At 52.5% G+C, this 21,107-nt stretch carries 18 protein-coding genes; 6 read left to right on the top strand and 12 right to left on the bottom strand.

Annotation, left to right across the window (positions count from 1 at the left end; translation table 11 throughout):
• Nucleotides 1–13: 13 nt before the first annotated feature.
• Nucleotides 14–616 (bottom strand): DUF938 domain-containing protein, encoded by a 603-nt coding sequence (locus JWZ98_RS10295; protein ID WP_205454203.1) that lies wholly within the window; start codon nt 614–616, stop codon nt 14–16.
• A gap of 50 nt (nt 617–666) precedes the next feature.
• On the opposite strand from JWZ98_RS10295, the gene JWZ98_RS10290 reads away from it, so the two are divergent.
• Nucleotides 667–1,803 carry a GNAT family N-acetyltransferase gene (locus tag JWZ98_RS10290; protein ID WP_205454202.1) on the top strand — a complete coding sequence of 379 codons (1,137 nt, stop codon included), beginning with the start codon at nt 667–669 and terminating at the stop codon, nt 1,801–1,803.
• A 12-nt stretch (nt 1,804–1,815) separates the two neighbouring features.
• On the opposite strand, the gene JWZ98_RS10285 is transcribed toward JWZ98_RS10290, so the two are convergent.
• The 5 genes from JWZ98_RS10285 to JWZ98_RS10265 form a co-directional block, all read right to left on the bottom strand.
• Nucleotides 1,816–2,028, bottom strand: a complete 213-nt coding sequence (locus tag JWZ98_RS10285; protein WP_033158783.1) for a TraR/DksA C4-type zinc finger protein — start codon at nt 2,026–2,028, stop codon at nt 1,816–1,818.
• A 32-nt stretch (nt 2,029–2,060) separates the two neighbouring features.
• The gene (locus tag JWZ98_RS10280; RefSeq protein ID WP_101053331.1) at nt 2,061–3,680 is read right to left on the bottom strand and encodes a bifunctional diguanylate cyclase/phosphodiesterase; all 1,620 of its coding nucleotides are present in this window, start codon (nt 3,678–3,680) and stop codon (nt 2,061–2,063) included.
• A 133-nt stretch (nt 3,681–3,813) separates the two neighbouring features.
• A complete protein-coding gene (gene uvrB, locus JWZ98_RS10275) occupies nt 3,814–5,910 on the bottom strand; it encodes an excinuclease ABC subunit UvrB (RefSeq protein WP_240348304.1) in 2,097 nt (698 codons plus the stop codon).
• A 33-nt stretch (nt 5,911–5,943) separates the two neighbouring features.
• Complete coding sequence (locus JWZ98_RS10270; protein WP_205454201.1) at nt 5,944–7,167, bottom strand: ABC transporter substrate-binding protein; 1,224 nt, start codon at nt 7,165–7,167, stop codon at nt 5,944–5,946.
• A 101-nt stretch (nt 7,168–7,268) separates the two neighbouring features.
• A complete protein-coding gene (locus JWZ98_RS10265; RefSeq protein WP_205450356.1) occupies nt 7,269–8,444 on the bottom strand; it encodes an integrase in 1,176 nt (391 codons plus the stop codon).
• Nucleotides 8,445–8,612: 168 nt separating this feature from the next.
• Between JWZ98_RS10265 and JWZ98_RS10260 the strand changes: the two genes are divergently transcribed.
• The 4 genes from JWZ98_RS10260 (at nt 8,613) to JWZ98_RS10245 (ending at nt 12,102) form a co-directional block, all read left to right on the top strand.
• Nucleotides 8,613–9,002 (top strand): PilZ domain-containing protein, encoded by a 390-nt coding sequence (locus JWZ98_RS10260; RefSeq protein WP_101053327.1) that lies wholly within the window; start codon nt 8,613–8,615, stop codon nt 9,000–9,002.
• Between the two features lie 12 nt (nt 9,003–9,014).
• Nucleotides 9,015–9,842: an MOSC N-terminal beta barrel domain-containing protein gene (locus tag JWZ98_RS10255; protein WP_205454200.1), complete on the top strand. Its 828-nt coding sequence runs from the start codon at nt 9,015–9,017 to the stop codon at nt 9,840–9,842.
• A 634-nt stretch (nt 9,843–10,476) separates the two neighbouring features.
• A complete protein-coding gene (locus tag JWZ98_RS10250; protein WP_205454199.1) occupies nt 10,477–11,409 on the top strand; it encodes a PEP-CTERM sorting domain-containing protein in 933 nt (310 codons plus the stop codon).
• Between the two features lie 27 nt (nt 11,410–11,436).
• Nucleotides 11,437–12,102, top strand: a complete 666-nt coding sequence (locus JWZ98_RS10245; protein ID WP_205454198.1) for a tail fiber protein — start codon at nt 11,437–11,439, stop codon at nt 12,100–12,102.
• A gap of 162 nt (nt 12,103–12,264) precedes the next feature.
• Here the strand turns inward: JWZ98_RS10245 and JWZ98_RS10240 are convergent, their stop codons facing one another.
• The 6 genes from JWZ98_RS10240 to JWZ98_RS10215 all read right to left on the bottom strand — a co-directional run bounded on the left by JWZ98_RS10240 (nt 12,265) and on the right by JWZ98_RS10215 (nt 17,079).
• Nucleotides 12,265–12,609 carry an FUN14 domain-containing protein gene (locus tag JWZ98_RS10240; protein WP_033158788.1) on the bottom strand — a complete coding sequence of 115 codons (345 nt, stop codon included), beginning with the start codon at nt 12,607–12,609 and terminating at the stop codon, nt 12,265–12,267.
• A gap of 84 nt (nt 12,610–12,693) precedes the next feature.
• The gene (locus JWZ98_RS10235) at nt 12,694–14,823 is read right to left on the bottom strand and encodes a peptidase domain-containing ABC transporter (RefSeq protein WP_240348302.1); all 2,130 of its coding nucleotides are present in this window, start codon (nt 14,821–14,823) and stop codon (nt 12,694–12,696) included.
• A gap of 2 nt (nt 14,824–14,825) precedes the next feature.
• Nucleotides 14,826–16,073, bottom strand: coding sequence for an HlyD family efflux transporter periplasmic adaptor subunit (locus JWZ98_RS10230; RefSeq protein WP_205454197.1), 1,248 nt, complete (start codon nt 16,071–16,073; stop codon nt 14,826–14,828).
• 45 nt (nt 16,074–16,118) lie between these two features.
• Nucleotides 16,119–16,553 carry a nitrogen fixation protein gene (locus JWZ98_RS10225; protein ID WP_205454196.1) on the bottom strand — a complete coding sequence of 145 codons (435 nt, stop codon included), beginning with the start codon at nt 16,551–16,553 and terminating at the stop codon, nt 16,119–16,121.
• A 7-nt stretch (nt 16,554–16,560) separates the two neighbouring features.
• Nucleotides 16,561–16,854 carry a hypothetical protein gene (locus JWZ98_RS10220; protein ID WP_033158791.1) on the bottom strand — a complete coding sequence of 98 codons (294 nt, stop codon included), beginning with the start codon at nt 16,852–16,854 and terminating at the stop codon, nt 16,561–16,563.
• 42 nt (nt 16,855–16,896) lie between these two features.
• The gene (locus JWZ98_RS10215) at nt 16,897–17,079 is read right to left on the bottom strand and encodes a hypothetical protein (RefSeq protein ID WP_205454195.1); all 183 of its coding nucleotides are present in this window, start codon (nt 17,077–17,079) and stop codon (nt 16,897–16,899) included.
• A gap of 620 nt (nt 17,080–17,699) precedes the next feature.
• On the opposite strand from JWZ98_RS10215, the gene JWZ98_RS10210 reads away from it, so the two are divergent.
• Entirely contained in the window at nt 17,700–21,017 is a 3,318-nt protein-coding gene (locus JWZ98_RS10210; RefSeq protein WP_205454194.1) for an EAL domain-containing protein, read from the top strand.
• Nucleotides 21,018–21,107: the final 90 nt, after the last annotated feature.

The raw sequence follows: 21,107 nt of genomic DNA, 5'->3' as shown, positions 1-21,107 counted from the left end.
CAGACTTTGATCCTTATGCCCGCTTCCGCAACACCAATAGCCGATTATTGGCCGGCATGGCGTGGTCGGCCTGTAAGGTCAAACCGATGTGTTCGGCCAAGGCCATGATCGCCTCGAAGTCCTTGATACCGCTGCGCGTATCCCGTTCTTTCAACCATAGGTCGAAACGGGCATTGCTCTCGCTGGTATATGCACCGGCATAATTAAACGGGCCGTAGATACACATCGTCGCGTCGGTACTCAAATAGTTGGTTAACCGTTTGAATAGCAGCTCTACTTCGTCGCTGCTCATGATGTGCAAGGTATTTGCGGTAAACAGCGCGTCGATTTGCGCGCACGGCCACTGCAAATCCCCCACATCCAAGCTTAGCGGCGGCAGTAGATTCGCCAGCTGCGCCTCGTCCCGCCATAACTGGATCCCCGGCAGATTCTCCGGCCTATCGGTAGGCTGCCAGGTCAGATGCGGCAGGTTCTCGGCAAAATGGCAGGCATGCTGGCCGGTACCGCTGCCGATTTCCCAAACTGTCATCGGTTGGTCAAAGACCGTTTTGAGAATCTGTAAAATCGGTTCCTTGTTGTTCTCGCAGGCTTGAGAAAACGGCTTCTCTGTCGTCATGGGCAATGATTTGATGGTATGTTGGGGCTTTAACTCTACTAAGATTAAAAATGGAAGTAAAACAAATCGCCAGCATGGCGCAAATCGAAGCCACGGCATGGAATCGACTGTGCGGACCCGACTATCCTTTTTTACGCCACGAATTTTTAGCCGCACTGGAACAAAGCGCCGCCGTTTGCCCGCAGACCGGCTGGGAAACCGCACATTTATTGGTTTTCGACAATGAAAAATTGTTGGCGGCATTGCCGCTGTATTTAAAAACCCATTCCTGGGGCGAGTATGTGTTCGATCAGCAATGGGCTCAAGCTTATCAACAGCATGGCTTGGCTTATTACCCGAAATTAATCAGCGCGATCCCGTTTACCCCTTGCCAGGGACAGCGACTGCTATTCGCAGCGGATGCGGACCAAACGGCAATCTGCGCTTTGTTATTCAGTTTTATCCAACAACTTGCCGAACGACAGGGTATTTCCTCGTGGCATTGTTTATTTCCCAAACCTTCCCAGCTTGAGCTGCTGAGATCTTTAGGTTTAAGCGTCCGCGAGGGCGTGCAGTTTCAGTGGTTTAATCGTGGCTACGCGACTTTTACGGACTTTTTACAAACCCTAAGCGCCGACAAACGCAAGATGATTAAGCGTGAACGACGCCGGTTAGCGGAACAAGGTATTGAGCTATTGCGTGTTCCGGGGACGGAGGTTACCGAGATCCAATGGCAGGTGTTTTTCCGCTTTTACGCACTGACCTACTTAAAACGCAGTTCCGAACCTTATCTCAATCTAGCGTTTTTCAAACAAATTGCGCGAACCATGCCAGAACAGTTGTTGCTGGTTCTGGCAATGAAAGACGATAGATACGTCGGCGCAGCCTTGAGTTTTATCGGCGCGGATACCTTGTACGGCCGATATTGGGGATGCGATGCAGAATACAACGCCCTGCATTTCGAAGCCTGCTATTACCAGGGCTTGGACTACTGTATAGAACACGCCTTGGCGCGTTTTGATTCCGGCGCGCAAGGCGAGCACAAAATCTCCCGCGGCTTCGAGCCGGTCACTACCTACTCCACGCATTGGTTAAAGGATGCCGGTTTTGCCAAGGCCGTGGCGCAATTTGTAGCCCGGGAAAAACAGGCGATTGCGCATTACAAGCAAGACGCGGCGAATTACCTGCCGTTTAAACGAGCCCAATAAAACAGTGCTGCGTCAGCTTTTTTCCAGCTCGGTTTGACAAGGCAAACAATACTGGCAGGCAATCGCCTGACGCCGAGCTTCCGGAATCGGCTCCCCGCATTCCTGGCAATGGCTGGCCGATTCGCCCGTATAGATAGCTTTACGTGTCTCGGCGACGAAAAGCTCGGTCATCTTGTCCATTCTTTCCAGAATGGCATCGGTACCACCCGCCCAGGCTGTGGACATTACTGCTGCTCCTGAATCTGCATAATTTTGCTTTAACGATGGGCTTCCACCCACGCACCAAAAGCCTCAAACGGCATCGGCTTGCTGAACAAGTAACCCTGCGCCAAGTCGCACCGGTAAGTGCTGAGTTTTTCGATGATTTCCTGAGTTTCCACACCTTCGGCAGTCACCTGCAATCCTAAGTTGTGCGCCAAGTTGATGGTGGCTTTAACGATGACTGCATCGTTTTCGCTGTGCAACAAATCGACAACAAAGGATTTATCGATTTTTAATTCCGTTAACGGCATGCGTTTTAAGTAAGCCAGTGACGAATAACCCGTACCAAAGTCGTCGATAGACAATTTGTAGCCCATTTCATTCAGGCGCTGAATCACTTCCATGGCCCGCTCCGGATCGGTCATGATGGAGCTCTCGGTAATCTCCAGCATCATCCAGCCGGGTTTGATATTGGCTGCCGCCGCCACACCGGCCATCACATCCGGCAGCTCAGGATCGTGTAAATCCTTGGCGGACAGATTGACGGAGATAATCAGTTCCCAGCCGCGCTTGCGCCATTCCGCGCAGTGTTTGAACGATTGTTTCAGCATCCAGGCAGTCAAATGCTTGATCACCCGGGTTCTTTCGGCCATGGGTATAAATTCATCCGGCGCGATAAAACCATGCTTAGGGTGTTGCCAACGTACTAAGGCCTCGGCACCGTAAACTTGCCCGGTTTGCACCGACACCTTGGGTTGGTAATAAACATGTAATTGCTCTTTTTCGATAGCCTGGCGCAGCTCGCTCATCAGCGTTAAACGGCGCGGGCTGTGATCGTCGTAAGACGGCGCGTAAGTGGTGTAACCTTCGTGCGATTGGCCGGCTACGAATAATGCCACGCCGGCTTTTTGCACCAAGGTATCGACATCGTCGCCATGCTCGGGAAAATTGACGATACCAATATTGCTGTGGATTACCAGACTCAGACGCTCGACTTTAAAGGCCGGATCCAGAGCAGCCTGGATATTTTTCGCCAATGTCAGGCCGGCAGTTTCGTTATCCACCGCCGACAACAACACGCTGAAAATATTGCCGTCGATACGGGCAACGCTATCGGTGCCCAACACCACGCTTTGCAGGCGCGTGGCTATCTGTTTCAAAATCAAGTCGCTGCTGTTACGGCCCAGCGTGTCGTAAACTTCCTTAAAATTGGCAACTTCCACCAACAAGATAGACAGCATTTTATTTTGATTGCCGGCGGCTAACATCGCTTGTTCCACCCGGTCGTAGAACAATACCCGGTTAGGTAGGTCCGTTACCGAGTCGTGGGTGGTGGAATAACTGACTTGTTTTTCTAATGATTCGGCGCGAGAGCGCAGTTCCTGGGTCTGGTCCAAAATCATCGCCCCGGCTTGATAAGCGATGACCGAGCTGGAATATTGACCCCAAAATCCGAAAATGAACGGCAGTGCTTCAAGCATCCACAGACCGTAATTTTCGGTTTGCGCTTTAATAATGCCGTTTAAGGAAATTTCGCCGACGTAGTAATAACTCAAGGCCAACAGCGCACTGAGAATGCTGGCAATGGCGATAGCCACACCTTGATAAGTGGTTTTAGATACCTCGCTTTTCAGCACGCGAACATTTTCGTTCAGTATGTTTTTGGCGGGTATCATCTGTTTCTCGGCGTCTGTTTCATGAATTTGCTATCGTCGTTTAGCTTTTGCCGACCAAGCTTTGCAAGCTGGGAACCTCGACAAAATTCACTAAATATAGTTAGCCAAAACGTTAATTACAAACCTAAGCCTCTTAAACCACCATCTCGGCTTGCAGCAATTTAATCTGATCCCTGATCCGCGCCGCATCTTCAAATTCCAGATTTTTGGCGTGCTGATACATTTTTTCTTCCAGTTGCTTCAAGGCCTTGGCGGCTTGCTTGGGCGTCATAGCCTTGTAATTGCCGGCCGGCTCGGCGACTTTCGCTCTGGCGTTGGAAATGGAACCGCCGGAACCGGGTATCGATAACTCCAAAATATCGGTAACCGATTTGAATATGGTTTTAGGCTGGATATTGTGCTGTTTATTAAACGCTTCCTGCTTATCGCGGCGCCGTTCGGTTTCGTCGATAGCCAGTTGCATCGAACGAGTAATCTTGTCCCCGTAAAGGATTACCTTGCCATTTGCATTGCGGGCGGCACGGCCTATGGTTTGGATTAACGAAGTCAGCGAACGCAGAAAACCTTCCTTATCCGCATCCAGAATTGCTACCAGCGACACTTCCGGTATATCTAAACCTTCCCGTAGCAAGTTGATGCCGACAAGCACATCGAACACACCCAGCCGCAAGTCGCGGATGATTTCCACCCGCTCCACTGTTTCGATGTCCGAATGCAGATATCGCACTTTGACGCCGTGTTCCATCAGATAATCGGTCAAATCTTCCGACATGCGTTTGGTTAAGGTGGTGACCAACACCCGCTCCTGGATGGAGGTGCGTTTAGTGATTTCTGACAACAAATCGTCCACCTGACTGGTCGCCGGCCGCACTTCGACGATGGGATCGACTAGGCCGGTCGGGCGCACTACCTGCTCCACCACCGCGCCGGAATGTTCTTTCTCGTAAGTACTGGGCGTGGCGGAAACATAGATACGCTGGCCGCAGATTTGTTCGAACTCTTCGAAGCGCAATGGCCGGTTATCCAGGGCTGAAGGTAATCTAAAGCCATATTCCACCAAGGTTTCCTTGCGCGAGCGGTCGCCTTTATACATGGCGCCAATCTGCGGCACGGTGACATGGCTTTCGTCGATGATCACCAAGGCATCCTTGGGCAAATAATCGAACATCGTCGGCGGCGATTCGCCGTCTGCGCGATTGGACAGATGCCGGGAATAGTTCTCGATGCCGGAGCAGTAGCCCACCTCCATAATCATTTCAATGTCGAACAGCGTGCGCTGCTCCAGTCGTTGCGCTTCCACCAGTTTATGGTTGTCGCGCAATTGCTCCAAACGTTCGGCCAGTTCGATTTTGATTTTTTCCACAGCGGTCAGCAACTGATCGCGCGGCGTCACGTAATGGCTTTTTGGATAAAGCGTAAAGCGAGCCAGACGCTGTGTGACTTCGCCGGTCAGCGGGTCGAACATCGACAACCTTTCGATCTCGTCGTCAAACAACTCGATACGCAGGGCTTGTTCTTCCGACTCGGCTGGAAACACGTCGATCACCTCGCCGCGCACCCGATATGTAGCGCGGCGCAGTTCGGTGTCGTTGCGGGTATATTGCATTTCCGCCAGACGGCGCAGGATGTCGCGTTGCTTGATCATATCGCCGCGCACCAGATGCAAGACCATCTGGAAGTAGGACTCCGGCTCGCCCAAGCCGTAAATCGCCGAAACGGTGGCCACCACGATGGTATCGCGCCGTTCCAGCAAGGCTTTGGTGGCCGACAAGCGCATTTGCTCAATATGCTCGTTAAGTGAGGCGTCCTTATCGATGAAGGTATCGGAGGCCGGAATATAGGCCTCGGGTTGGTAGTAGTCGTAATAAGAGACAAAATACTCGACGCTGTTTTCCGGAAAAAACTCCTTCATTTCGCCGTACAGCTGGGCCGCCAAGGTTTTGTTGGGCGCCATGATCATCGCCGGCCGCTGGGTTTGCTGTATCACATTGGCAACGGTAAAAGTCTTGCCCGAGCCAGTCACGCCCAGCAAGGTTTGATGCAATTCACCGTCGTTGATGCCTTCCACTAGCGCCGCGATGGCGGTGGGCTGGTCGCCAGCCGGTTGATAGCGGCTTTGTATTTTGAACGGTTTATGCGCCGGCCCCTTTTTTTGCGGCCGCGCTTCTTCCACGCCCAGAACACCCGTGATCGCCGACTGGCTAATCTCCATGCGCCGTTTATCGCTCATGCCCTACCCTCTGCAATTTGGTTCAACACCGGCTTATTTACAAGCCGTTTCCGGCTGGTCGTGACCCAAGGTATCCAGCTCGGTCTTCGGATGCAAAAATCCTTCGACCGGCGCCACGCTAACTAAAGATCGCGGTGCGGCCAATAATACCGGTTGCCGCAATTGACCGTCCCAAGGGCGGAACGACAGGGGCACGCCTTTGTAACCCTGCAACGCAAACGCTTCGGAGAAGACATAATCCTTAATCGCCTGAGTTTGATTGGACTTACTGCGGACGCTGGCCTCGCCTATCGCCCGCACCGCCAGATAAGCCGCGTAATCTTGTTCTTCCATCCAGCGGCCGGCGGTGTCCTTGAAGCGATTTTGCAATTGCACCGCGCCCCATTGTTCGTGGGTTCTGTGCCAGGCGGTGGCAACCAAACCCTGCGTGCCGATCACGGGACGCGGTTTCCAGGTCCGATAATCCAGATATTCGCCAAACAAGCCTTGCTCGTCGGCCACCACCAACACATCGTAATCGTCTACTTGCGTGAACACCGGCACGTCGGATTGCGCGCTACGGCGGGCGTCGTAATCGTTGGTCCAGGCTTTTTCCGCGACCAGTTTGATACCAAACTTCTTGGCCGCGCGTTTAATAGCCGCTGCGTATAACTTGTCTTCCGGCGTGGGACCTATCACCAAAAACCAGTTTTGCCAGCGCTTCTTTAACATATATTGCGCCAGTGCATCGGCACGCATGGCTCGGCTGGGCAATATGTGCAAAACCTGATGGCGGCAATCCGTGTTGCGCAACTCGTCGTCGCTGGTAGAAGCATCGAACAGCAATTTGTTTTTCGCCGCCGGCAAATCGGCGAGCTTGTTTAATTGGTCTGGCTGCACGTTCAACACCACCAAACCAACATCGTCGCCTAATTGATTGAAGGCCTGCTGCAAATCGCCGCCCACCGGCACCACAACCTGCTTTAACTCGTAGTGCTGGCCGGTAAATTGCCCGGTGGTATTGTTGTCGGCAATCGCCAATTCGGCACCGATCTGGCCTTTGTTCTGGATAAACGGATCAAGATTGGACAAGGCAGCCGGGGCGGCTCTTTCCTGACTAAAATAGCCGATTTTGATTATCTGCTTGGCAGGCTCGGCGGGTTTGCTGATCTGCGGTTTGGCGGGTGCAGCTTTCTTGGCAGGCGCGGCAATAGCGCTGCTGATAGGCAACGCGGCGAGCCAACAATAACAAAATGAAACAATCGCTATTTTTTTCATAATCCGGTTCGGAACGATATAAAAGCCTTATTTTAACGGATTCGCTTTGGCTGGGCTTGGTCAATAATCGTATTGCCTCATAGAAAAAGGTAACCGAAGTATCAGAGTCGTTGCCTCACATTAGAGGTAACCTGGACTTGTGAAAAAATGAGTTTCAATTGTTGCTCAATGGCGGCCTTAAGAGCAAATGGATTGAGTTTGGCATGATGTTCCTGGAGAGTCTGTTTGGTGGTTTCCGGAATGTCAGGATGATTGATCACCCGTTGGTAAGGGGTTTGCGGGGCATGGTATTTTTTCACGACTTTGGCGCCGTCTCGGTGTTTTTTCCGCAGTTTCAGACTGGGACAGAAATGATTCTGCAAAGGGCACCAAAGCGTGCTGTAGACCGCGTTCATCAACGGCACCAGCGCGGCATTATCCAGCCGGTCGTAGCCGAATAATTGCCTGGCGTGAGTCCAGTTTTTCTGCTCGACGTGGGCATTGTCGTTTTTCTTGTAAGGCCTGGAGCGGGTAAACGCCGGCTTTTGCGGGTGGTCGGTGAAATAGCGAACCAGGTGATGATTGAGAAATTCAGAACCATTGTCGCAATCGAAGCCTTTCAAAGGGAATGGCAACAGGTTCTCGATGGCCTGAATCTGTTCCAGGATACCTTGCGAGCCTTTATTCCAGGTGGCCCGGCATTCGGTCCAGCCGGTGACAATGTCCGTCATCGTCAGGCTCCAGACGAAATCGCCGGCCAGCGAATTGCCACAGTGAGCGACAGTATCGGCTTCGACAAAACCGGGCTGGGTCTCGTCCCAGTGATGAGTGCGGATGGGAATCTGGGTTTTCAACAGAGACCCGGGTTTGGTGCCGGACAAGCCTTTGGGGTGCTGGACGCGCAAGGGTTTGAGCAAGCGATCCAAGGTCGCCGCCGACACCTTGAGCAAGTCGGCGCGCACGCCATCCGCCAAGGGGCCGTATTGATCTTCGTAATGAGGCAGCCAGATCGGTATCGCGGCTTTCAGGCGCTTGCCGCACAGTTGATCGCTAGCAAACCAGATGCGCTTCAATGGCTCCAGCAACACCTCGGCTTGATATTTCCGCTTGGGGCCGGGCCGTTTGCTAGGCGAAGCGGTTGGCTTGGCTTTTCGATTCAGCAAACGAATCGCGTACTTACGGGCGTAGCCGCAGACTTCGCAAAACTCGTTCAGGATCGTTTGTTTCGTGGCCCTATCACTTTGTCGATAACGTTTTTGGATAGCCTGTAAATAGGCTCGTCGTTCGTGTTTTCCCATGGTGGTAACCCGCTTGATTTCGGTTACACACAATGTGAAGCAACGACCCGTTTTTAATGACCCCTTGGGTTACTTTTAATTTGAGGCAATTCGATAATCGTCACGCTCTATTGAATTTTAACGGTTTAACATCAATACTTAGCCACCTTTACATTTGCCGCGCTTGCCATGTCTGAGCCAGATTTCTCTTTAGATTTTCTCGATCAAGAGGTCACGATTGATAGCTCATGGTCTAACAAACGCAGTGCGGTTCGTTATCGACGCAACGACATCCGTGCCGCCGTCAAAGTCAAAAGTATCTGGTTTCCACGCCTGTTTCCGGTCGTGTTGCGGGATGTGAGTAGCCGCGGCGCGGCGATATTCAGCGAAAAAAAACTCGGCAAGAATCAGCGGATATTCCTGTATTTATTGTTCGCCGACGGCAAGCGTTTCGATATACCCGCGCTTGTTGTCCATTGCGACCGGGAAAACGGCCGTTACGGCATCAAGTTCGACAACATTGAAAAACATTTGGCAGAGCATTTACTGCACACCCAAACCGATCTGCTATTCAGCTAAGCGCAAAACAATATGCCAATACTCAGTGAAATTTATATATACCCAGTCAAATCGCTGGCCGGCATTCGCGTAGAACACTGGCCGGTCGACCACAAAGGCTTGCTGTACGACCGAAAATGGATGCTGATAGACGGCGATAGACAGTTCCTGAGCCAGCGCCGCTTACCCAAAATGGCCTTGATTCAAACCCGCATTGCAGATCAACAGTTAATTTTGTCGGCTCCCAATCAAGCGGACCTAACACTGCCTTTGCAATCGGAAGACGGCGACGACATTGAAGTGGTAGTCTGGCACGACGTTTGTGTCGCCAAAACCTGTGGCGCTGTTGCCGATGCCTGGCTGAGCGATTTTTTACAAACCGAGTGCCGGCTGGTTTACCAAAGCGATGACGATATTCGCCAGGTCGATCCTAACTATGCTTTAGAAAGCGATCAAACGTCGTTTTCCGACGGATTTCCGTTTTTGATTGTGTCGGAAAATTCCTTAAACGCCCTCAACCAAGCCATGCCGTTGACAATTGACATGATTCGCTTTCGGCCCAATCTAGTCGTCACCGATTGCGACAGCTACGCCGAAGACACTTGGCGACGGCTTAGCATCAACGATATTAGTTTTAGATTACCCAAACCCTGCTCGCGCTGCTCGGTGCCCACTATAGACCCGCTGACCGCCGAAACCGGCAAAGAACCCTTGACGACGCTGAATCGTCTGCGCAAATGGCAAAACAAAGTCTATTTTGGGCAAAACGCCTTGCACGATAAACCCGGCAGCTTGGCAGTCGGCCAGACCGTGCTGATCCATGAAATCGGCGAACCGCAGCCTCCGCTATCCCCAACTTAGAAAATCCCGCACTTTCATTACTCCTCGTCCGGCGATTGCCGGTTCGCCAGTCACGCCGTCAATGGTGGTATCCGCGCATTTGGGTGCTTCCCATGTAGAGCTTTGTTTACCTGTTTGTCGAAGCTGTTCGCCTGGCTAATCGGTGCTTTTGCAGTTTTACATCAGTTTGACAAAGCCTTCCTCTGCTTATTGAGTAATGGGTATTTCCAAGCTAAAAAGCCTACTTTCAATTACCCGCTCTATCGAGCTAAGCAATAAATCAAACCCCACCTCGAAATAAAAACGATATTTCGTACTTCATGCGACATATCGTGCCAAAACGCTTCCACAGCAATTATGCATGCTGACTCCTCCTGCCAAGCACAGCCATAAAATATCTTTAAAAACATAAAGATAAATTATTTTCCCGCACAAAATTAATAACTGGCATAAGAATTGGCTATTAATTCCCGTAATACAATTTTTTGAATAAAACAGAAGTAAGTTAATTCAATTTATATGGCAATTTAGCAGCATGAGAAATTGTTTTAATCGACTGCATTTAAATACTTACTAGACGCCTGCATTTTGCACGCAACAAGTCATTAATATAAATATATTACCGCCAAATCTAATCAAATAAAGAGGTATCAATATGGAATCAATTCAATTTAAAAAGAGTTTCGGTAGCGATTTTAAGAAGCTACCTACAAACCACGGTTGCCGGGTTCGCAATGTCGCATTGGCTATCACATTGCTGCTCGGCGCCCATTCCGGATGGGTGTCGGCCGCAGCTTTTGACAGCAATATTGTAATTCGCGGTTCGGCCGAGTTTGATAGCCTCGGTTCCCCAGCTGAGCCGATAAACGCCATCCAGACAGGCTCGCTGACCAGCATTATCGCCGGCTCTACTTCCACCACCACGCTGGTGGGGTCCACGGTCACAGGTCCTGACCCCTTGTCAGGCACCTTAAGCCAGATCGGCGATGGTTTTGGTATCAATTTAAACGCTAGCGGCACTGGCGGCGCCGAGCCCTCAAGCATCAGCCCGCTGTTCGGCGACTATACCTTTTCGATTGAGAACAAGTCTGCCGTGGATAGTTTTGTGGTGAACTTGCAATTCCAATACAGCCATCAAGTCGAAGCCACCGACACACCGCCACTAAACAATGACGGCGAATTCGCACAGTCCATAATTGGCTTTTACAAAGCCGATGGCAAGGAACTGGCGTTTTCTAAAATTATTTCGGATCCCGTTCGCGGTAACGAAAAATTCATACCCAGTAATCCGAATACCAATATCGCTACCGGTAAAGGCGGCCTGGTATCCGACGTCGGCACTCTGCTGCTGTCGTTTCTATTAAACCCTGGCGACTTAATCAGCTTTGGCGATAGCAACCCCGATCTATTCATATTCGGCGGCGCGGACTCCGGCAGATTTTCGATAAATGCGTCCAGCCTGATTACAGTCGATTCGGTCACCAAGCAAACCAACAACACGGTACCGGAGCCGGAAACCCTGTGGTTGCTGGCTATCGGCTTGATCTCAGTCCTTACCAGCAAACGCCGTCACTACGCTTTCAATTAATTTCAACTCAATTTAAAGGTACTCAACATGTCAAAAGCATTCAATAAACCACTCTTGAAACTCGCCATGATCGCTATCACCGGCTTACCAGTATCAGCCTCGGCTTGCGGTTCCGACCCCTTTCTCGGCGAGATTTGCACATTTAGCTTTAACTTTTGCCCGCGCGGTTATCTGGAGGCCGCCGGACAGACGCTGAGCATTGCGCAAAACACAGCCTTGTTTTCATTATTGGGTACGCAGTATGGCGGTGATGGACAAACAACATTTATGCTACCGGATCTGCGCGGCCGTTCGCCAATCGGGGTCGGACAAGGTCCGGGGCTATCGCCAATATCGATTGGCCAAGAAATCGGCATAGACTTTGTAACCCTACAACCAAGCCAAATGCCTTTACACTCCCATGGTGCGCAAACTTTTTTAGATAACGTTTCCGCTACGATTGACGCAGTAAGTACAGCCGGCAATAAGAGTACGCCCTCCGGCAATGTATTGGCGGCCTCGACATCGAGAGATAATATCTATTCAAGCGATGCCCCCAACGCTTCCCTAAAGGCAAACATCATAAAATTTACGGGTAGGCCAACCACTTCCGTTCAGCCTGCGGGACAAAGCCTGCCTTTTGATAACCGTTCACCTGCTTTGGGTATCACTTACTGTGTAGCCACACAAGGTATTTTTCCTGGCCGAAATTAACGGCTGGAATCTTATAAATCTGCCCTGTTAATCGCAAATAGTCTGAAGTGATATTCACGACACATAGTGCCCACGCAAAAAAGTGGGCACTATGTAGCTAGGCAAAACACGCTGCTGACTGAGCCACATGATCAACCCTTAGCCGGGTAAGCAAAAACCGGTTTACCCGAGTTTAAATCCCACAAAAAAACCGCCTGCACCGCTAACACCCCGGCTGGTAAACACCGCCAGCCGATCCAGCAAGAAACTGCCGGATTCCTTGGCAGCCTCTGCGGCTGAGCTAGCCGCATTTTCCAACGCCATATTGTTGATGTTGATAAGATCGTAATATTCGGCAACGAACAATATCGACACAATCGCCCCACCGACAAACAAGGCCGTGCGCAGCATTTTTTTGGCGAAATAGCCAATCGCCATTCCCAAAATAAACGGTGCGCCTAAATTACCCAGCAAAAAGGCTTCGGAAAAAATATCGTTGGATGCGTGTGTTTCAATGGCGTTATTCATAAAATCCAGTCGTAAAATGTTTAAAAATTTTCGACGATTTTATAACGAATCCGGCAACATAGCGCATTTACTGCGCAGCAACATCTAAGCCGCCTGCGACGCATAACACGGGCCGGCAAGCGCCTCTGCCGCTATGGCTTGTAAGTCAATCACCCTATCCACCGACGCGATGGTTTCCGGGCGATGGGCGATGATGATACGGGTCAGTTTTAGTTGCTGCACCGCGCCGTTCACCAGTTTTTCGCGGGCCACGTCCAAGTGGCTGGTAGCTTCGTCCAGCACCAAAATTTTCGGGCGTTTGTATAAAGCGCGGGCCAGCAGCACCCGTTGTTTTTGCCCGCCGGACAACACCGTGCCCATGTCACCGATCAGTGTGTTGTAGCCCATGGGCATGGTCATCACATCCTGATGCACCGCCGCCAGTTGCGCGCAGGTTTCGATCCAGGCTTGATCCGGTTCCGGATCGAAAAAACAGATGTTGTCGGCAATCGAGCCGGCGAACAATTGATCTTCCTGCATCACCGCCGCCACCATATTGCGGTAATCGTGGCTGTCGATGCGGTTTAAGCGCACGCCGCCGATCAGGATTTCGCCTGCGCTGGGCTGTAACAAACCCAAGATCAGTTTGGCCAGCGTGGTTTTGCCGTAACCGGACGGGCCGATGATGGCCACCGACTCGCCTTCGGCAAAATCCAGATTCAAATTTTTCAGCACCGGCGGCTCGGACGGCGCATAACTGAAATCCAGATTGCGGATTTGGATCGATGCCGCCAGTTGCTCGTGACGGGCACCGCTAACATGGTCATCTTCGGCTTCCGCCAACGCAATATCGGCAACCCGCTCCGTGTGTAAACCCAGCATCTTAAATTCGATGCCTTTTTCGATGAAGCTACCTACCCTATGGGTGAACTGGTCTTTAAACGACATAAACGCAAACAGCATACCCACCGAAAAGCCGCCATCCAGAATAAACAAGGCACCCAGCCAGATCACCGCAATATTTTCCACCCCAAACAACAAGCTGTTCAACGCCCGGTAAATGATATTGAGCTTTTGCACGCGGATGCCGGCGTTGAAATGATCGACCATCAAATTTTGATACCCTTGCCGGCGTTGCAACTGGCGATTAAATAACTTCACGCTTTGCATGCCACGCACCGTTTCCAGCAGATTGGTTTGCTGCTTTGCGGCGCGCAGGATTTGCTCTTCGCTGGCCGCGCGTAATGGGGCGAACGACAACAAGCGCAATACTCCGTAAAGCAGCGCGGCCAAGCTGACGATAGCCGCAAGCTTCCAGCTGTACACCAGCATCATACCCAGTGTCACCAACGCCATCACGCCGTCAATAATCGCTTCCAGAAAGCTGGTGGTCAGGGTGCGTTGAATCACGTTTAAGGATTCGAAGCGCGAGACGATGTCGCCCAGATGCCGCTTCTCGAAGAAATTCATCGGCAGCTGCAATAAGTGTCCGAACAGATTGCTCATCATCTGCAAATTCACCGACGTACTGAGTACCAGCACCACCCACGAACGGAGCGCGGTAATGGCTATCTGAATCAAGGCCAGCAATAGAAATCCCAATCCCAATACCGTCAATAAATTGGTATCCCGGGCCACCACCGCGTTATCCACCACCAGTTGCATAAAAAAAGGCGCTACGATTGCAAACACTTCGATGGCTGCCGCCAATAAAATGATTTGCAAGGTAGCGCTGGAGGCACCGTTCAATCGGCCGATGAGGCGGGATAGCTTGATTTGTTGACGTTCGGTTTTGGCGGTAAAAGCTTGGGTGGGCTGCAACTCCAAAGCAATACCCGTGAAATGCTTGGAGACCTCGGTATAGGGTAAGTGGACGCTGCCTTTGGCCGGATCGAGTATCGTCGCCACGCCGCGTTTGACCTGGGTCAACACCACAAAATGATTGAAGTCCCAATGCAAAATAGCCGGCAGGCTAAGTCTGCTCAGTTCGTTCAAATCCACCCGCACCGGCCGCGAACCCAGATGCAATTGGTTGGCAATCTGGATCAGATGATTCAAGGTCGAGCCTTTCAATGACAGCGAAAACTTCTGTCTTAAACTGGCCAAATCCACCCGGTGCCCATGAAAATTAGCCACCATCGCCAGACAAGCCAAACCGCACTCGGCCGCTTCGGTTTGCAGGATCAGCGGCGTTTTTTGCCGGCCGGAAAAGTCGAGGATATGTTGCATAGTCATGATTAAACCCGTCCTAGAATGCTGTAAAGAGGATCGAACACCCATTCGATCAGGCGGCGATGATCCAGCCAAATATCCGCATCCAGCAGCATGCCGGATTGCAGCGGAATATCCTGGCGATAGGCTTGCACCGCTTGTTTGTCGATCTCGACAGTGACTCGGTAAACCGGCTCTTGCAACGTCACCGGCAAATCGGCTTCCTTGGGGGTAATCAAGGTTTTGGCAATTTCGACGATACGGCCTTGATGACTACCGAAGCGTTGATAGGGAAAGGCTTGATAACGCACCGAAACAGTCTGACCCTGCTCGACAAAGCCCACCGCGCTGGACGGCACCAATAATTGCGCTTGCAATTTGGCGCCTTGCGGCAGGATGGACAGCAAGGGATTGGCGGTCGTGGCGTTTTGTCCCTGCTCCGCCAGGATGGTGGTGACGGTGCCGTCGTGCGGCGCGGTAATCACGATGTTGCGGCGTGATTCGGATTCGGTGATGTTTTGCGCCAAACTCGAAATATTGCGTTCGATGGCCGCGCGCTGGTTTTTAAATTTCATTTGGCTACTGTCCGCTTCCAACTGCGTGGAGCGGATGTCTCGTTGTAAGGTCATCTGTACCCGTTGCAGGGCTTGCAGCTTGGCTTGGTGATCCAACCATTCATCTTGTTTTTGCTGCGCTTGCACGGCCGAAACGAATTTTGTGCTTAGCAACTGCTGATAGCGTTGCGAAGTTGCCGCGGCACCAGCCAGGCGCTGTTGCTGGGTGGTTATCTCACTATTGACTTGTTGCAACTCACGTTGCATGCCATGCAGTCTATCCAACACGGAGCGGTATTGAATCTGGTCGATTTGCTCTTGTTTGATGAGTTCTGTTTCCAGACTTTCCCGTCGCTGCTTCAATTGCTCTATCGCCGCGGCCTGAGCTTGCGGGGTTTCCCGTGAACTACTTTCGGTGGATAACACGAACAACGTATCGCCGGCTTTCACGGCTTGCCCTTCGCGGACATGTTTCTCGATCAAGGTGCCGGCCTGCGGTGCGTACACTTTAATTAAGCCCATGCTCGGCGACAAATAACCATTCACATGCGATTTGCGGGTGTATTCGCCCCAAAAGGCAAAGGCGACCAGCAGCAAAGCGCTGCTGAAGGCTAAAGCGGTGAGAAAGGCAAACGACAAGGATTCCACGTGAATAACCTCCCCTAAGGGCTTGTCTTTTTTAAAGTCCAAGGCTTGTTGTCGAAATAACTCATGTTTCATAGCGCCGTTTCCTTCTCACCCTTTTTGACATTGCGACCAAAACCCTCAGAGAACGCCGTAGTCGGCTGCCCGCCGCATGTCTTCGGTCGGCTTGAGGTTATTGGTCACCACTTGCGGACATCTAAAACATGCCGAGCGGCCTTCCTGTAGCCACCAACGACAGTCGGCACGAATCGCGCACACCGGCAATTGCTCGGTGACCGTCGGCGTAAAACGCACGACTTTTTCAGCCAGCCGGCATTTGGACTCCGCTTCCGCGTAGTGCCCGCAACCGGTGCAGGCGCACGGCGCGGAAAAGCGGAACACTTCCGCCGGACTGACAGGACCCGCCAGTTCGAGCAATTGCTCGGTCACCGGTTGCGGGGCAGTCAAATAAGCCATTTCAGGCTTATCCGCGGTGCCGGTCATTACGCCGATGACTTGAGCGCCCTCCCATTCCGGCTGCGCGCTGGGGCATAACACTGGGTTTTCCGAGGTCATGGCCTTATCAACCCAGCTGGGTTGCTCCTTGCAGGCCGCCCGCTAAGCCACCGGCCAAACCGCCGGCACCCTGATTGGTAATCACATTATTTAATCCTCTAAACTGATCGAACCAGGGGCCGCCAGCGATAATGCCTTTATTCAGCACCAAGCTTAACGAGGCGCCACCGCTAACTTGATCCAGTTGCGCCTGATTCAACTCAACGCCGGCAGCCTCGCGGGCTTGCAAAGCGCGTTCTATGCCTTGCGCGGCAAAGGCGGATAATTCATCGGCAGAAATTCGAGTGGTTTTGTTTGACATGACAGCTCTCCAAAAAATAAAAGATGACTTCAGGGAAGTGATTTAGCGAACTACTAAGCCAGCATTGGCTTTAATCACGAACGCCCCTGGATTGATGACCGGCCAGAATTTGCGGGGAAACTGACTTAAATCAGTGCCGACATCGACTAAACCGCCGGAAACTTGGCTGATTTCCTCAGGTTGCAACACCTTCAGACCTTGATCTAATTTGGATTTTTGAGACATTGTCTTTCTCCTTAAAAAAGTGATGAGGCCGGCACATAGCTGGCCCAACGACTGCGATACCGGCAGCATTGCTTGCCGGACCACATCCCCATCTACCGGTTTGTGAACTTGAGCGGGTATTGATACTTTAGGTGTTCGCCACCCTGGAAAGCTGTGAAAAATTCCACTGCGAATGGCGGTAGTTTTTCATTCGACAAGAATTCGTGCCGCTATGGCGGCCACGCTAAAAGCCGAGCTTGGCTGGATGCGTAATTTGCGAAACTTTTTTACCGGCTAAATTTAAAGATCGTCTTCAGCATCTACAATTATTATCGCGGCCCTAAAATACCGCTGGCCTAAATGCCTTTAGGGTAAAGGCTCTATCGAAGGCTTAAACCGCCTCAGGCTTCGACGAATGCAGCCCAAACGAGGCAGCAGCGATAAATTGGGCCGATTTGCATGACAATGTCTTTGATACAAATGACGGCATTTATAGAATTTGGCGGCTTTCCATAGCCAAACTGGTCGGGAGCTGCCGCTTACGCAATTGCCCGAACTCGACACAATTCCAGCTTTGCAGCGTACTGCCCAAGATGCGCTAACAAGATCACTTCACAGCGATAGCCATTGACCAAACAACCATGAATAACGCGCCTTCACCCGCGAAACAGACAACGTTATCCGAAGCAGTTGCTCCTTCATTTACCCGAGTTTTAATTTCCAATATCGTGGGTTTAGTGATGTTGCTTGGTCTGGCGCTGTTAATAGGCATGACTTGGCAAAGCGTCGCCAGCACTGAAGAAACTACCCGGCGGGAGGTAAAAGAAACCCTGGACCGCGCGACCGAGCGCCTGCAGATTTTGATTCGCGCGGCGGAGATGACAGCCGAATCCGCTGAACGTGCCGCGATAGCCCCGGAGGTAACGGGCGCCACTTTACAATCGACACTGGAATATTCGCTGGCGGCATTCGAACAACGCCCGGAATTAAGTTATCTGGGCATTTCCTTGGCAGCTTCAGGCGAATACGGCGCGTTGGAACGAACTGCAAATGGCGAGATTTTACTTTGGCTATTTCCGGGTGACCGCACGGAAGGCCCGCCTGCGCGAAAGTTCATATTGACCGAGCAGGGATTCGTGCTCCATCAACAGCTGTTTAACCAACACTACGATCCCCGCAGCGATGCGTTCTACGCAGCCGCTTTGCGCAGCCCGAGCGGCGATACCTGGGTTCCGGCTTACCGCTGGGCGGCGCCGTTTACAGGCAACGAGCCTTTGTGGGGCTTCAGCTACGGCAAAGTGCTGAAAGATGCGGGCGGTCGTTTGATCGGCGTTCTGGATGCTGACTTCGACATCCCGGCATTGAATAGCTTTCTAAGCGCCATAGGTACGGAATATCACTCCCGGTTTCAGGTCCTGGAGTTGGGAGCCGCTCCCCGCCTAATCGGCGATCCGTTGCAAGTAGGCCGAGCGCCGTTGCCCTTGCCTGCCGATTTGAGCCCTTTGCTGAATTTCACCGGCGAATTATTCCTAGACCGCATGCTATTGGAAGGCGAGCAACGCTGGGTTGCCGCCCGCCGCATGCCGCTGAAAGGCGGCATGTCTTGGTTGGTCATTACTTCGCGTAAAGTATCGTTTATCGAAGACATGCTGCGTCGCCAGTTGTATCAGGTGGGCGGTATGGGCGTGGCAATTACCGCAGGACTGGTGCTGGTCTCGATGCGCATGGCCCGGCGCTTCGGCAAACCGCTGGCGGCGCTGGAGCGCCGGGTAGCCGGCATCGGTCATACCGAACTGGAGCCCCCGGCGGCCGCCACTTTCGCCACGAACGAGTTCCGGGAAACCCAAATTCTGGGTGAAGCCCTCGACCACATGGCCGTGGCCGTTAAACAACTGCTGGAAGCCAAGGAACAGCAAGCCGCTTCTCTGGCCTTAAAAGGCGCAATTTTCGACTCCACCCACACCGCAATCTTTAGCCTGGATCACCAATTGACCGTTATAGAATGGAACGCCGCCGCAGAACGTTTGTTTGGCCTGGCGCGTGAATACATTCTGGGTAAGGCCATCACCGATGCTGTGCTTGCGCCCGACGGCCACGCTGATTGGGCCGAGATTCTCAGCACCACCGATTCCGGCGCTTTTCAATTTGTCGGCACCCAAGGCGTGTTCGACGCGGAATTGCGAGTGGCGGCTTTTACACGTAACGGCTTGGAAGTCCGCACGCTGTTCCTAAACGACATCTCGGAACGACAACGCGCGGATGCTGCGTTACGTGAAAGCTTGGCCCGCTTCCACGCCGCCACCCGTGCGACCGGAGATGTCGTGTGGGACTGGGACTTCGCCAGCAACAACATCTGGTGGAGCGAGAACTTTCAAATTGTGTTCGGCTACACCACTGACGAAACTTTGCCTTCGTTCGACTTCTGGGCTCGCCGCATCCACCCCGACGACCGCGACCGCGTGGTTGCACACCTTCAAGCCACCGTAGCCGGCAGCGAGAACACCTGGTCCGAGGAATACCGTTTTCGGCGCAAGGACGGCAGCTATGCCGACTTGTTTGATCGCGGCCAATTGCTCTGTGACGACACGGGACGCGGCGTGCGGATGATAGGTGCCATTCAGGACATCACCGCGCGCAAACAGGCCGAGCTGCAGATTCGCTATCTGGCCACCTACGATGGCCTCACCGGCCTGCCCAACCGCGACCTGATCCAGGACCGCATTGCCCAAGCCATCGCCCACGCGCGCCGCGCCGGCAATCAGCTGGCACTGCTCTATCTGGATCTGGATCGCTTCAAGATAGTCAACGACGGCTACGGCCATCCATTCGGCGACGCGGTGCTGAAGGTCGCCGCCGAGCGGCTAGGCAGCCTGGTCAGGGACGGTGATACCGTGTCTCGCCTGGGTGGTGACGAATTTCTAATTTTGCTGACCGATTTAAATAAAGATAGCGATGCCTATTTCCTCGCCCAAAAAGTGGTCAGGCATCTTGATTGTCCGCTCCTGGTTCAGGGGCGTAATATCCATTTGTCTGTGAGCATTGGCGTCAGCGTATTCCCGCAGGACGGCGAAACCGCCGAGGCGCTGATCGACAACGCTGACGTGGCGATGTACCGCGCCAAGGACCTAGGCCGCAACACCTGTCAATTCTTCACCCGCGAGATGAGCGAGGAAACCCTACGCCGTGTCAATATAGAGACGCGCTTGCGGGAAGCGTTGGCATTGGGACAGTTTCAGCTGGCCTACCAACCCAAGGTCAACTTGAAAAACGGCCAAATTTCCGGCTGCGAAGCCTTATTGCGCTGGCAACATCCCGAGATGGGTGCGGTATCTCCCGCTCAGTTCATTCCAATTGCCGAGGACTCCGGGCTTATCGTGCCCATTGGCGATTGGGTGCTGCGCGCAGCTTGCGCTCAGGCAAAAGCCTGGACAGACGCCGGTTTGCCGCCGGTCTGTGTGGCGGTGAACATATCCGCGCGCCAGTTTCTACAGCAGGATGTGATCAGTTGGGTGATGAATACGCTCGAAGACACCGGTCTACCGGCCGCTCAACTCGAACTGGAACTGACCGAGAGTTTGATCGCTCAGGATGTGGAGAAGGTCATCGCCACTTTTAGCCAGCTCCGGACCGCTGGCGTGAAGCTGTCCATCGACGATTTCGGTACCGGCTATTCCAGCCTCAGCTATTTGAAACGATTTCGCGTAGATACCCTAAAAATTGATCAATCCTTCGTGCGCGACATGCTCACCGATCCTGAAGATGCCACTATTGTATTGGCGGTGATTGCACTGGCGCACAACCTGGCGTTCAAGGTGATCGCCGAAGGCGTGGAAACCGAACCACACTGCCAATTTCTGCGCGAACACCACTGCGACGAGATACAAGGCTATTACTTCAGCAAGCCATTACCGGCATCGGAATTCGAGGCCTTGCTGCGTAGTGGCAAACGCTTGGTATAAACGGCAGGCGCTTGGCGGGCTGGCTTTTGCAAAGTTGACACCCGCCAATGCGTCGAGCGCTATTCCCACTTTCGCCGCAAAAGTGGTATG

The sequence above is a fragment of the Methylomonas sp. EFPC1 genome (genome assembly GCF_016925515.1).
GTDB classification, from domain to species: Bacteria; Pseudomonadota; Gammaproteobacteria; order Methylococcales; family Methylomonadaceae; genus Methylomonas; species Methylomonas defluvii.
This window is presented reverse-complemented; position numbering and strand designations above follow the sequence as displayed.